Source organism: Paludibacterium denitrificans, assembly GCF_009707705.1.
In the GTDB taxonomy this organism is placed as follows: domain Bacteria; phylum Pseudomonadota; class Gammaproteobacteria; order Burkholderiales; family Chromobacteriaceae; genus Paludibacterium_A; species Paludibacterium_A denitrificans.
In genome coordinates, this window is sequence record NZ_WLYX01000001.1 from 2,453,872 (window position 1) to 2,467,301 (window position 13,430).

A 13,430-nucleotide genomic window follows, 5' to 3' on the forward strand; every position below is an offset into this window, starting at 1 on the left:
CCGCTTTGGCGTGCGTCGGTGCGGGGCTGGTTTAGCCCTGCGCATCCACGGCGGCCAGTGCCACCATGTTGACGATGCGACGTACCGACGAGATCGGCGTCAGGATGTGTACCGGCTTGGCCATACCCATCAGGATCGGGCCAATCGTCACGCCGTCCGAGGCGGAAACACGCAGCAGGTTATAGCTGATGTTGGCGGCTTCCACGTTCGGCATGATCAGCAGGTTGGCCGAACCCTTGAGCGTGGTATCCGGCATGGCTTGCTGGCGAATGGCTTCCACCAGTGCGGCGTCGCCTTGCATCTCGCCATCGATTTCCAGCGTCGGGTTGGTTTGCTGGATCAGCGCCAGCGCGTCGGACATCTTGCCAGCCGACGGCGACTGCACGGTGCCAAAGCTGGAGTTGGACAACAGCGCTGCCTTGGGCACGATACCGAAACGGCGGACCGACGTCGCGGCCATGTCGGTGATGGCAGCCAGCTGTTCGGCATTCGGGTTGGCATTGACGTAGGTGTCGGTGATGAAGATGTTGCCGGTCGGCAAGATCAACGCGTTCATCGCCGCGGCGCCCTTGTCCTGATCAGCGTAGCCAATCACCTTTTCCACGATGTCGAAGTGCTGACGGTAGGAACCATAGGTCCCGCAAATCAGCGCATCGGCTTCGCCACGACGCAGCATCAGGGTACCGATCAGCGTGGAGTTGCCGATCACGCGACGACGAGCCTGTTCCTGCGAGACACCCTGACGCTTGGTCAGGTTGTAATACTCGCGCCAGTATTCGTTGAAACGCGGATCGGATTCGTTGTTGACCAGCTCGAAGTCTTCACCCGCCTTGAGCTTGAGGCCGAGTTTCTCGATGCGTTTTTCGATCACCGACGGACGACCGATCAGGATCGGCTTGGCCAGACCATTGGAGACGATTTCCTGCGTGGCATGTAGCACGCGTTCATCTTCGCCTTCGGCCAACACCACGCGCTTCTGCTCTTTCTTCGCCCGGGTGAACACCGGCTTCATGAACAGGTTGGTCTTGTAGACGAACTGCGCCAGTTGTTCGACGTAGGCATCGAAGTCCGGGATCGGGCGCGTGGCCACGCCGGAATCCATGGCGGCTTTGGCTACGGCCGGAGCGATCTTGACGATCAGGCGCGGGTCAAACGGCTTCGGAATCAGGTATTCGGGACCAAACGACAGTTCCTGATCACCATAGGCAGAGGCCACAACATCGGACTGTTCGGCCATGGCCAGATCAGCGATGGCGCGAACACAGGCCAGCTTCATTTCTTCATTGATGGTGGTGGCGCCCACGTCCAGCGCACCACGGAAGATGAACGGGAAGCACAGGACGTTGTTGACCTGGTTCGGGAAATCGGAACGGCCGGTGCAGGTGATGGCGTCGGAACGGACTTCCTTGACCAGCGGCGGCAGGATTTCCGGTTCCGGGTTGGCTAGCGCCAGAATCATCGGGTCACGGGCCATGGAACGTACCATGTCCTGCGTTACCAGTTTCGGACCAGACAGACCGAGGAAGATGTCGGCGCCAACCATGGCATCGGCCAGCTTGCGTTGGCCGTTGTCCTGAATGGCAAAACGCTTCTTGGTTTCGTCCATCTTGTCGTCGCGGCCCTGATAGATCACCCCTTTGGAGTCGCAGACGGTGATGTTTTCGCGGGTCATGCCCAATGCCACCAGCAATTCCATGCAGGCAATGGCCGCCGCACCGGCACCGGAGGTTACCGGGCGGACTTCTTCGATTTTCTTGTTGATCAGGCGCAGGCCGTTGAGGATGGCGGCTGCGGAAACAATGGCCGTACCGTGCTGGTCATCGTGGAATACCGGAATATTCATGCGTTCGCGGCATTTCTTCTCGATGTAGAAGCATTCCGGCGCCTTGATGTCTTCCAGGTTGATACCGCCAAAGGTCGGTTCCAGCGAGCAGACGATATCCACCAGCTTGTCCGGGTCCAGCTCATTGACTTCGATATCGAACACGTCGATACCGGCAAATTTCTTGAACAGTACGCCTTTACCTTCCATGACCGGCTTGTTTACCAGAGCGCCGATATTGCCCAGACCCAGTACGGCGGTGCCGTTGGAGATCACGGCCACCAGGTTGCCACGGGCGGTGTATTTGTAGGCGTTGAGTGGGTCTTCAACAATGGCATCGCATGCGGCGGCGACACCCGGTGAGTAGGCAAGGGCTAAGTCGCGCTGGGTGGCCAAAGGTTTGGTCGGTGCAACTTGGATCTTGCCGTGGTTCGGATACTGGTGATACTCGAGTGCGCTTTGACGCAATTGCTCGTCCATTATCGAGAGCTCCTGATTAGATGAGGTTTCTTTTAAGTACGTTCAGCGATAACCGCTTATTATAAGGGCTAACCCTGCATGGGGCTATGCCGTGTCCGACAAAAAACGCGACACTAATTTTCATCCTTTGCCATAACGGTAAAATTCCAGTGGCATCGGGCGCTGTCTCAGTGTCCCGGTCGGAAACCTGTTTCCCGGTAAATGGCTTGTAACAGCCCCGGCCCGATACGGCTGGCCATGCGCGCATGCACAGGCCAGAGCGCGCGCTTGAATGCCGCCCGCTCCTGCGCCGTCGGGGTGTAAATGACGGTCTTGCCGGAGGCGCGGATACTGGCCAGCGCCTTGTCATTCTCCTGCTTGGCAATATCGTTGGCATAGCGGGTGGCGTCCTGCATGGCGCCCTCCAGCGTGCGACGGATATCGCTGGGCAGGCCATCCCAGAATTTCTTGTTGACGATTACTGCATAGCCCAGAAAACCATGGTTGGTGAGCGTCAGGTGTTTTTGTACCTGATAGGCGCGGCTGGTGTAGAAGTTGGAGCCTTCCATCTCCGCCCCGTCCACCACGCTTAACACGCAAGGCCTGATAGACATCGGAAAACGCCATGATTTGCGGCTGGCCGCCTACGGCACGGATTTCTTCTTCCAGAACCTTGGATGGCTGCACGCGGATCTTCAGGCCTTTCAGGTCGCCGGGACGGCGAATCGGGCGGTTGGCCGAAAAATTCTTGAAGCCGTTGTCCCAGTACGCCAGCCCCTTGATGCCCTTGCTTTCCAGTAAGCCGAGCAACTGGCTGCCAAGGCTGCCGTTGAGCACCCGGTTGACCGCGCGGTAATCGTCAAACAGGTAGGGCAGGTCGAAGACTTCAAATTCCTTGATGCCCAACGGGCCGAACTTGGCCAGACTGGGGGCCAGCATCTGCACGGCGCCCAGCTGCAGCGCCTCCAGCTCGTCTTTATCCTTGTATAGCTGGCTATTCGGGTAGATCAACACGCGCACTTTGCCGCCGGTGCGGCTTTCGGCCAACTTCTTGAAATATGCGGCCGCCTTGCCCTTTGGCGTATCCGGTGCCACCACGTGGCTGAACCGGATGATGATTTCCGCGCTGGCGCAAGCGGGCAAGCCCAGCCAGCCCAAGACCAGCACGGCCATGGCCAGTGCCTGTTTCAGCTTCATCCTCTGTATCCCGCTGTGTTGTTATAGCGATGTATTTTATCAGCCATCAGCTGGCTTTTATTCCGGTGTAAAGTAGAGGGCTGTTCATTTGCCATCCATTGGGGACTTCCGCATTGCGGCTTTCCCTCGCTGCCTATGTCCGTCATTGATTTCCTTGCCCGGCGTCGTGTGCCGCGCCTGCTGTGGTTCACAACTGCCGTTACGCTGCTGGCGTTGATGGTGGCATTGGGCGGCCTGTTTTATCTGGTTTACCGCGACTGGAAAGACGAGCAGCAGGATAACCTGATTCAGGAAGTGCTCTGGCTGGAGCAGTCGTTACGCCTGCACATGGAGGGCCATCAGGCCCGGGCTGACACGCTGGCCAGTGATGTGCTGGCATCGCGGGTCAATAGCCGCAAGTTTGCCAGCGTGGTGGAGTTTTTCATCCGCGAAAACCCGGAAGTGGCCAATGTGCAGTGGGTCGATACCCATGGCAAGGTGCTGTGGGATCAGCACGGCCAGCGCAATGATGGCAAACAGCTGACCCGGCAGGAATACGATGCCCTGTGGCGCGCCGCGCGCCTGCTGCGGCCATCGTACAGCCCGCCGTATCTGGGGGCGGATGGCAAATACCGTTTCGATCTGGCCGTGCCGATGATCGATGACGGCAAGCCGCGTGGCGGCCTGCGTGTGATTTACCAATTGGATTTGCTGCTCTATCACCAGGTGCCGTGGTGGATTGCTTCAAAAAATTACATCAGCATTCAGGATCTGGACGGCAAGACACTGGCCAGCAAGTTTGACTCCAGCGAGCATCCCAGCAACATTTCCCATCAAACCAGTTTTGATCCGCCGGGCTATGGCTTGTCCCTCAAGGCAGTGAGTTATCGCACCGGGCTTGGGCTGACGCTACCGGTGCTTACCGGGTTGATCCTGCTGCTGGCGGCGGCGCTGATTTATTCTGTCTGGCGGATTCGCCGTCATGTGCGGGAACGCTCCGAGGCGGAACATGCACTGGCGGTGGAGGTGTCATTGCGCCGGGCCATTGAAGACTGCATGAAAAGCGGGCTGGTGACCTTTGGCCTGCAAGGCGAAATCGTGCGCGTGAATCGCGCTTTTTGCGAGCTGTTGGGCTATGGCTCGGAAGAGTTGGTCGGCCAGAAACCGCCGCATTCGTTCTGGCCGAAGAACGACTACCCGCTGCTACAGGCCGCCATGGATGCGGTGCGCCATGGCCAGCAACCGGAGCTGGGCTTCGAATTGCGCTTCCAGCGCAAAAGTGGCGAATCTATCGAGGTGCGCTTGTACGCTACGCCGCTGATCGAACAGGATGGCCGTCACCATGGCTGGATCGCCACGTTGTTCGACATTACCGAACGCAAGCGCCAGCGCCTGGCGCTGAATGCCTCGCATCAACGTTTCCTCACGGTGCTCAATGGGCTGCAGGCCGGGGTGTGCGTGGTGGATGCCGAAAACGGCCAGCTGCTGTACGCCAACCCCACTTTTGCCTATCTGTGGCTACAGGAAGAACCGGATGCCCCGTGTTGCGTGTTGTTGCCGGGGTTGGCCGAAGCGGGAGGGCAGGACAATCTCGGTGCCGAATTTGCCGTGGATGAAGGACAACACTGGTTCCAGCTGCACCGTTGAGCGTATCGACTGGGTCAACGGCGAGGCCGCCCGGCTGGTGATTCTGGCCGACATCACCGAAGACAAGGAGCGCGAAGCGCGCGAGCAAAGCCAGCAGGAGCGCTTCCAGAATACTTCACGGCTGATCGCCATGGGCGAAATGGCGTCCAGCCCGGCGCATGAGCTTAACCAGCCGCTTACAGCCATCAATACGTATGCCGCCGGGCTGATGCGCCGTTTGCCGGAAGACATGACCTTGCCGCGAGGCGTGCGCGAAGCCGTGCAGGCCATCGCCGAGCAGGCACGTCGCGCCGGTCAGATCGTCAACAGCATCCGCGCCTTCGTCAAAAAGCACGAGCCGCAACTGGAACATGTCGATCCCTCTCGCGTGGTATTGCGGGCGGCAGGGTTGGCCGAAAGTCTGGCCAGCAAGGCCGGTGTGCAGCTGCAGGTACAACAGCAGGCGGCTGATTGCTTGCTGGATATGGACCCGGTGCTGATCGAGCAGGTGTTGCTCAATCTGATGAAAAACGCCATCGAAGCCATGCAGGATGGCCACACCCGTCGGCCCTGTGTGCGGGTCAGCACCGCCATTACGCCAGTAAACTGGCGCGTGGAAGTGGCCGACAACGGCCCCGGGCTGGCTGCTGCCATCAAAGACAACCTGTTCACCCCGTTTTATTCCACCAAGGTGGAAGGCATGGGCATTGGCCTCAATATTTGCCGCTCCATTGTCGAATTCCACCGTGGCCAGTTTGGCGTCGAGTCGGTGCCCGGCGACGGCTGCGTGTTCTGGTTCACCCTGCCGCTGGCGGCAGGAACAGCATTGCCGCCTCAACTCCCGTCAGCCAACGCATAAAAAAACGGTGCCCGAGAGCACCGTTTTTTTATCAACCCGAGTTGGCCGAAAAGCTAGTCGCCCAGCTGTTGCGGCCGTTCCGGCGTCAAGATGGTTTCCTTGGCTTCGGCCAACGTCTCCGGATAGTCACGGCTGTAATGTAGGCCACGGCTTTCCTTGCGATCCAGCGCTGAGCGCACGATCAACTCCGCCGTTTGCACGAGGTTACGCAACTCGATCAAATCATTGCTGACATGGAAATTGCTGTAATACTCGTGAATTTCCTCAGACAGCAAGCGGATACGGTTCAGTGCGCGTTCCAGACGCTTGTTGGTACGTACGATGCCGACGTAATCCCACATGGCGCGGCGCAATTCGTCCCAGTTGTGCGAAATGGCCACTTCTTCATCCGGGTCGGTGACGCGGCTGTCATCCCAGTCCGGAATCTTCGGCAGTGCCACATCTTCGCTGGCGAGAATGTCTTCGGCGGCCGCCTTGCCAATCACCATGCATTCCAGCAACGAGTTGCTGGCCAGCCGGTTGGCGCCATGCAGCCCGGTACAGGCCACTTCTCCCACTGCGTACAAGCCATCCAGATCGGTATGGCCTTTCAGGTCAGTCACCAGACCACCGCAGGTGTAGTGCGCCACACCACCGGAATCGGTTCCTGCGTGATGTCGATGCCCAGTTCCGGTGCAGTGGGCATAGATGTTAGGGAAGTGTTCCTTCACAAAGCTGGAAGGTTTGTACGAAATATCCAGATTCACATGGTCAAGGCCATGCTTCTTCATTTCAAAGTCGATGGCACGTGCCACAACATCGCGCGGCGCCAGTTCCGCGCGTGGATCGTGCTTCGGCATGAAGCGCGTACCATCCGGCAGGCGCAAAATGCCACCTTCACCGCGTACAGCTTCGGAAATCAGGAACGATTTGCTATGCGGATGGTACAGGCAGGTGGGGTGGAACTGGATAAACTCCATGTTGCCCACACGGCAGCCCGCGCGCCAGCCCATGGCAATGCCATCGCCGGTGGCCGTATCCGGATTGGTGGTATAGAGATATACCTTGCCGGTGCCGCCAGAAGCCAGAATGGTGTGCTTGGCGCCAATCGTCACTACCTCATCGGCCTGTTTGTCCAGCGCGTACACACCGTATACCCGATTGCCTTCCAGCCCCAGCGTGCGCGAAGTAATCAGATCCAGACCAATGAATTCTTCCAGCACAGTGATATTCGGGTGAGCCTTGATCTTCTGGCCCAGCGTGGACGTCACCGCCGCGCCGGTGGCATCGGCAGCGTGAATGATACGGCGATGGCTGTGGCCGCCTTCGCGCGTCAGGTGATAGCCGGTTTTATGGGTTTCATCTTTGGTAAACGGAACCCCCAGCGCAATCAGCCATTCAATGGCTTCTTTGGAATTCTCAACAATAAAGCGAGTAGTCTTTTCGTTGCACAGACCAGCTCCGGCAATCAGCGTGTCGCGGATATGCTCCTCAACCGAATCTTCCGTGTCCAGGACGGCAGCAATCCCGCCTTGAGCATAAGAGGAACTGGCTTCCAGCAAATCCCGTTTGGTAATCAGACCAACTTTGCGACGTTCAGCCAGATGAAGAGCCGGGTCATTCCGGCAAGACCGCTGCCAACAATCAGAACATCAAACTTAAGCATGGTTTTCTTCCGCCTCAGGCGATCTATCGATACTGAAGGTATATAAGAGTATCAGAAACCACTCGTCTTCGCAGGCCGGAGTCCGGCCTAAAGCCCGTGACAAACGGTATTCCCCGTCCATAATTGTTATGTGCGCCAATCAATGTCACCGCAAGATCGATAGTATTTTTCCCTCTGGTTCTCCCAAGTTGTGACAGCCAACTCGCCTAGTGCTAGCACTAGTGTTTTGCTTCACAAAAAACCCGGCTGTAATAAGGCGTTCAGGAACAGCGGCTTGCGGTGGGTTTGGATGGAGCTAGGGCGAAAAGTGTCAGGGAATGGCACAAAAGGTGTTGACGGGTGTGGCCGGGGTGGGTATAGTTCGCCTCCTCAGCTGACGACGCAACGGAAACGAAGCGGTTGGCACCGATCTTTAACAGAAAGAATAACCGATAGGTGTGAGTGCTTGGTAGAAGCCAACACTTGCACTGCAAGAGACAGAAATACTTGTTTTATTTCTTTGATCTTGCGTGCCAGAAATTTGCTAAGAGATTGAACTGAAGAGTTTGATCCTGGCTCAGATTGAACGCTGGCGGCATGCTTTACACATGCAAGTCGAACGGCAGCACGGGAGCTTGCTCCTGGTGGCGAGTGGCGAACGGGTGAGTAATGCGTCGGAACGTGCCGAGTAATGGGGGATAACGCTTCGAAAGGAGTGCTAATACCGCATACGCTCTGAGGAGGAAAGCGGGGGACCTTCGGGCCTCGCGTTATTCAAGCGGCCGACGTCGGATTAGCTAGTTGGTGGGGTAAAGGCTTACCAAGGCGACGATCCGTAGCGGGTCTGAGAGGATGATCCGCCACACTGGGACTGAGACACGGCCCAGACTCCTACGGGAGGCAGCAGTGGGGAATTTTGGACAATGGGGGCAACCCTGATCCAGCCATGCCGCGTGTCTGAAGAAGGCCTTCGGGTTGTAAAGGACTTTTGTCAGGGAGGAAATCCTGAGCGTTAATAGCGTTTGGGGATGACAGTACCTGAAGAATAAGCACCGGCTAACTACGTGCCAGCAGCCGCGGTAATACGTAGGGTGCGAGCGTTAATCGGAATTACTGGGCGTAAAGCGTGCGCAGGCGGTTGTGCAAGTCTGATGTGAAAGCCCCGGGCTTAACCCGGGAACGGCATTGGAGACTGCACGACTAGAGTACGTCAGAGGGGGGTAGAATTCCACGTGTAGCAGTGAAATGCGTAGAGATGTGGAGGAATACCGATGGCGAAGGCAGCCCCCCGGGATGATACTGACGCTCATGCACGAAAGCGTGGGGAGCAAACAGGATTAGATACCCCGGTAGTCCACGCCCTAAACGATGTCAATTAGCTGTTGGGGGTTTGAATCCTTGGTAGCGTAGCTAACGCGTGAAATTGACCGCCCCTGGGAGTACGGCCGCAAGGTTAAAACTCAAAGGAATTGACGGGGACCCGCACAAGCGGTGGATGATGTGGATTAATTCGATGCAACGCGAAAAACCTTACCTGCTCTTGACATGTACCGAACCTCTGAGAGATTAGAGGGTGCCCGAAAGGGAGCGGTAACACAGGTGCTGCATGGCTGTCGTCAGCTCGTGTCGTGAGATGTTGGGTTAAGTCCCGCAACGAGCGCAACCCTTGTCATTAGTTGCCATCATTAAGTTGGGCACTCTAATGAGACTGCCGGTGACAAACCGGAGGAAGGTGGGGATGACGTCAAGTCCTCATGGCCCTTATGAGCAGGGCTTCACACGTCATACAATGGTCGGTACAGAGGGTTGCCAAGCCGCGAGGTGGAGCTAATCTCAGAAAACCGATCGTAGTCCGGATCGCACTCTGCAACTCGAGTGCGTGAAGTCGGAATCGCTAGTAATCGCAGATCAGCATGCTGCGGTGAATACGTTCCCGGGTCTTGTACACACCGCCCGTCACACCATGGGAGTGGGGGATACCAGAAGTGGCTAGGATAACCTTCGGGGGTCCGGTTACCACGGTATGCTTCATGACTGGGGTGAAGTCGTAACAAGGTAGCCGTAGGGGAACCTGCGGCTGGATCACCTCCTTTCTAGAGAAAGGCGGAAGCCGAGTACTCACAACCTATCGGTTGTTCTGGAAGTTAAGGGCATGGAGTTTTGCTGCGAGGCGAGACGCCATCGTCAACTGGGTTTGTAGCTCAGCTGGTTAGAGCACCGTCTTGATAAGGCGGGGGTCGTTGGTTCGAGTCCAACCAGACCCACCATTTGACCTGTTGGGGGATTAGCTCAGTTGGGAGAGCACCTGCTTTGCAAGCAGGGGGTCGTCGGTTCGATCCCGTCATCCTCCACCACTCAGCCCAAACAAAAGCGCATCGTCGAGAGGCGGTGAATTTTTGTTTGCGTTGACAGACCGCAAGGTCGCACGCCCGATCTTTAACAAACTGAAGAAGCCGAATTAACAAGACGGCAAGAAGGAAAACGGAGTTAATTCTTCGTTGGAAAGCTTGTCGACTTTGGGTAATTTGATTGTATCGATGTCATGTCGCCATATCAAAAGGGGCGGTGTGGCATGTCGCACAAACACAGCCTGTTGTGGAAGTAACCAGGTTACTGAAATGATAGGGTCAAGCGACTAAGTGCATCTGGTGGATGCCTTGGCGATCACAGGCGATGAAGGACGTGTAAGCCTGCGAAAAGCGCGGGGGAGCTGGCAATAGAGCTTTGATCCCGCGATATCCGAATGGGGAAACCCACCTAGCAATAGGTATCCCTGACTGAATACATAGGTCAGTGGAAGCGAACCGAGTGAACTGAAACATCTAAGTAACTCGAGGAAAAGAAATCAACCGAGATTCCGTCAGTAGTGGCGAGCGAACGCGGAACAGCCTGTACTCTTTATGACTTGGCTTAGTCGAAGGCTCTGGAAAGTGCCACCGTAGTGGGTGATAGTCCCGTAGACGAAAAGCCATGGCAAGAACTAAGTGTACGAAAAGTAAGGCGGGACACGCGAAATCCTGTCCGAAGATGGGGGGACCATCCTCCAAGGCTAAATACTCGTGATCGACCGATAGTGAACCAGTACCGTGAGGGAAAGGCGAAAAGAACCCCGGGAGGGGAGTGAAATAGAACCTGAAACCGGATGCATACAAACAGTGGGAGCCTCGCAAGGGGTGACTGCGTACCTTTTGTATAATGGGTCAGCGACTTACATTCAGTGGCAAGCTTAACCGAATAGGGGAGGCGTAGGGAAACCGAGTCCGAATAGGGCGTCTTAGTCGCTGGGTGTAGACCCGAAACCGAGTGATCTATCCATGGCCAGGATGAAGGTGCGGTAACACGCACTGGAGGTCCGAACCCACTAATGTTGCAAAATTAGGGGATGAGCTGTGGATAGGGGTGAAAGGCTAAACAAACTCGGAGATAGCTGGTTCTCCCCGAAAACTATTTAGGTAGTGCCTCATGTATCACTTCCGGGGGTAAAGCACTGTTATGGCTAGGGGGTCATTGCGATTTACCAAACCATGGCAAACTCTGAATACCGGAAAGTGCAAGCATGGGAGACAGACGGTGGGTGCTAACGTCCATCGTCAAGAGGGAAACAACCCAGACCGCCAGCTAAGGTCCCAAATGATAAGCTAAGTGGTAAACGAGGTGGGAAGGCCTAGACAGCCGGGATGTTGGCTTAGAAGCAGCCATCATTTAAAGAAAGCGTAATAGCTCACTGGTCGAGTCGTCCTGCGCGGAAGATGTAACGGGGCTCAAGCTTATAACCGAAGCTGCGGATGCACAGTTTACTGTGCGTGGTAGGGGAGCGTTCTGTAGGTCTGTGAAGGTGTGTCGTAAGGCATGCTGGAGATATCAGAAGTGCGAATGCTGACATGAGTAGCGATAAAGCGGGTGAAAAGCCCGCTCGCCGAAAGCCCAAGGTTTCCTACGCAACGTTCATCGGCGTAGGGTGAGTCGGCCCCTAAGGCGAGGCTGAAAAGCGTAGTCGATGGGAAACGGGTTAAAATTCCCGTACTTTCGTATAGTGCGATGTGGGGACGGAGAAGGTTAGGTCAGCCGGTGTTGGATGCCCTGGTTCAAGCCGGTAGGCTGGAGAGGTAGGCAAATCCGCCTCTCCTTAAGGCCGAGACGTGATAACGAGGATCTACGGATCTGAAGTGACTGATACCACGCTTCCGGGAAAAGCCACTAAGCTTCAGCTATACGAGAACCGTACCGCAAACCGACACAGGTGGGCAGGATGAAAATTCTAAGGCGCTTGAGAGAACTCAGGAGAAGGAACTCGGCAAATTGATACCGTAACTTCGGGAGAAGGTATGCCTGTTGTGGTGTAAACCCTTGCGGTTGAAGCTACGACAGGTCGCAGAGAATCGGTGGCTGCGACTGTTTAACAAAAACACAGCACTCTGCCAACACGAAAGTGGACGTATAGGGTGTGACGCCTGCCCGGTGCCGGAAGGTTAAGTGATGGGGTGCAAGCTCTTGATCGAAGCCCCGGTAAACGGCGGCCGTAACTATAACGGTCCTAAGGTAGCGAAATTCCTTGTCGGGTAAGTTCCGACCCGCACGAATGGCGTAACGATGGCCACACTGTCTCCTCCTGAGACTCAGCGAAGTTGAAGTGTTTGTGAAGATGCAATCTACCCGCTGCTAGACGGAAAGACCCCGTGAACCTTTACTGTAGCTTTGCATTGGACTTTGAAGTGGTTTGTGTAGGATAGGTGGGAGGCTTAGAAGCCGGGACGCTAGTTCTGGTGGAGCCAACCTTGAAATACCACCCTGACCCCTTTGAGGTTCTAACTTTGGTCCGTTATCCGGATCGGGGACAGTGCATGGTAGGCAGTTTGACTGGGGCGGTCTCCTCCCAAAGTGTAACGGAGGAGTTCGAAGGTTACCTAGGTACGGTCGGAAATCGTGCTGATAGTGCAATGGCAAAAGGTAGCTTAACTGCGAGACCGACAAGTCGAGCAGGTGCGAAAGCAGGACATAGTGATCCGGTGGTTCTGAATGGAAGGGCCATCGCTCAACGGATAAAAGGTACTCCGGGGATAACAGGCTGATTCCGCCCAAGAGTTCACATCGACGGCGGAGTTTGGCACCTCGATGTCGGCTCATCACATCCTGGGGCTGTAGCCGGTCCCAAGGGTATGGCTGTTCGCCATTTAAAGTGGTACGTGAGCTGGGTTCAAAACGTCGTGAGACAGTTTGGTCCCTATCTGCAGTGGGCGTTGGAAGTTTGACGGGGGCTGCTCCTAGTACGAGAGGACCGGAGTGGACGAACCTCTGGTGTACCGGTTGTCACGCCAGTGGCATTGCCGGGTAGCTAAGTTCGGAAGAGATAACCGCTGAAAGCATCTAAGCGGGAAACTCGCCTGAAGATGAGACTTCCCTGAGGGCTTGACCCTCCTGAAGAGTCGTTCGAGACCAGGACGTTGATAGGTCGGGTGTGGAAGCGCTGTGAGGCGTGAAGCTAACCGATACTAATTGCTCGTGAGGCTTGATCCTATCATTTGAGTGGCTTGGGAAACCGAGCTGGCTGTAAATGTGCGACGTGCAATCAATTACCGAAATCATAAGTTAATTCAGGGTTGAGAGATCAACCCAAGGCTTCTTGCAGTTTGTTGACAGCTTATGTCTGGTGGCCATAGCGAGGTGGTCCCACGCCTTCCCATCCCGAACAGGACCGTGAAACGCCTTAGCGCCGATGATAGTGTGGCATTCGCCATGTGAAAGTAGGACACCGCCAGACTCCCCTTACGAAGCCCAGCTCAATCAGCTGGGCTTCTTGCTTTTACGCTCCGAAACCTGCGACTTTGCCCCACGCCCCTCCGGGGTGGGGCTCTCCTGATGGTCTG

The 13,430-nt window shown here is 56.1% G+C and carries 5 protein-coding genes, 2 tRNA genes, 3 rRNA genes and 1 pseudogene; 7 read left to right on the plus strand and 4 right to left on the minus strand.

What is annotated here, in order from left to right:
• Positions 1–31: 31 nt before the first annotated feature.
• The 3 genes and pseudogenes from GKE73_RS15895 to dctP (GKE73_RS25000) all read right to left on the minus strand — a co-directional run.
• Positions 32–2,302: an NADP-dependent malic enzyme gene (locus GKE73_RS15895; RefSeq protein WP_230370708.1), complete on the minus strand. Its 2,271-nt coding sequence runs from the start codon at positions 2,300–2,302 to the stop codon at positions 32–34.
• A 167-nt stretch (positions 2,303–2,469) separates the two neighbouring features.
• Positions 2,470–2,895, minus strand: coding sequence for a TRAP transporter substrate-binding protein DctP (gene dctP / locus GKE73_RS24995; RefSeq protein WP_312854486.1), 426 nt, complete (start codon positions 2,893–2,895; stop codon positions 2,470–2,472).
• A 40-nt stretch (positions 2,896–2,935) separates the two neighbouring features.
• Positions 2,936–3,478, minus strand: a pseudogene (gene dctP, locus GKE73_RS25000) (TRAP transporter substrate-binding protein DctP); the annotation flags it as partial.
• A gap of 135 nt (positions 3,479–3,613) precedes the next feature.
• Here dctP (GKE73_RS25000) and GKE73_RS15905 point away from each other — a divergent pair.
• Both GKE73_RS15905 and GKE73_RS15910 read left to right on the plus strand, forming a co-directional pair.
• Positions 3,614–5,104 carry a PAS domain S-box protein gene (locus tag GKE73_RS15905; RefSeq protein ID WP_230370709.1) on the plus strand — a complete coding sequence of 497 codons (1,491 nt, stop codon included), beginning with the start codon at positions 3,614–3,616 and terminating at the stop codon, positions 5,102–5,104.
• The gene (locus tag GKE73_RS15910; RefSeq protein WP_230370710.1) at positions 5,070–5,942 is read left to right on the plus strand and encodes a sensor histidine kinase; all 873 of its coding nucleotides are present in this window, start codon (positions 5,070–5,072) and stop codon (positions 5,940–5,942) included. Before GKE73_RS15905 ends, GKE73_RS15910 begins: the two co-directional genes overlap by 35 nt.
• A gap of 53 nt (positions 5,943–5,995) precedes the next feature.
• On the opposite strand, the gene nadB is transcribed toward GKE73_RS15910, so the two are convergent.
• The gene (gene nadB, locus GKE73_RS15915) at positions 5,996–7,483 is read right to left on the minus strand and encodes an L-aspartate oxidase (protein ID WP_230370711.1); all 1,488 of its coding nucleotides are present in this window, start codon (positions 7,481–7,483) and stop codon (positions 5,996–5,998) included.
• 637 nt (positions 7,484–8,120) lie between these two features.
• Here nadB and GKE73_RS15920 point away from each other — a divergent pair.
• The 5 genes from GKE73_RS15920 (at position 8,121) to rrf (ending at position 13,324) form a co-directional block, all read left to right on the plus strand.
• Positions 8,121–9,659: ribosomal RNA gene (locus GKE73_RS15920) — 16S ribosomal RNA — on the plus strand.
• Positions 9,660–9,756: 97 nt separating this feature from the next.
• Positions 9,757–9,833: transfer RNA gene (locus tag GKE73_RS15925), tRNA-Ile, on the plus strand.
• 11 nt (positions 9,834–9,844) lie between these two features.
• Positions 9,845–9,920 (plus strand) — tRNA-Ala (locus tag GKE73_RS15930).
• 271 nt (positions 9,921–10,191) lie between these two features.
• Positions 10,192–13,080, plus strand: a 23S ribosomal RNA gene (locus GKE73_RS15935).
• 129 nt (positions 13,081–13,209) lie between these two features.
• A 5S ribosomal RNA gene (rrf, locus tag GKE73_RS15940) occupies positions 13,210–13,324 on the plus strand.
• Together the 16S, 23S and 5S rRNA genes with 2 tRNA genes alongside form the textbook arrangement of a ribosomal RNA operon.
• Positions 13,325–13,430 lie beyond the last annotated feature (106 nt).

What these genes read in the sequence shown, in the direction of transcription:
- GKE73_RS15895 (WP_230370708.1), bottom strand. Translation starts at nt 2,302, where the DNA reads ATGGACGAGCAATTGCGTCAAAGCGCACTCGAGTATCACCAGTATCCG.
- dctP (WP_312854486.1), bottom strand. Translation starts at nt 2,895, where the DNA reads ATGTCTATCAGGCCTTGCGTGTTAAGCGTGGTGGACGGGGCGGAGATG.
- GKE73_RS15905 (WP_230370709.1), top strand. Translation starts at nt 3,614, where the DNA reads ATGTCCGTCATTGATTTCCTTGCCCGGCGTCGTGTGCCGCGCCTGCTG.
- GKE73_RS15910 (WP_230370710.1), top strand. Translation starts at nt 5,070, where the DNA reads ATGAAGGACAACACTGGTTCCAGCTGCACCGTTGAGCGTATCGACTGG.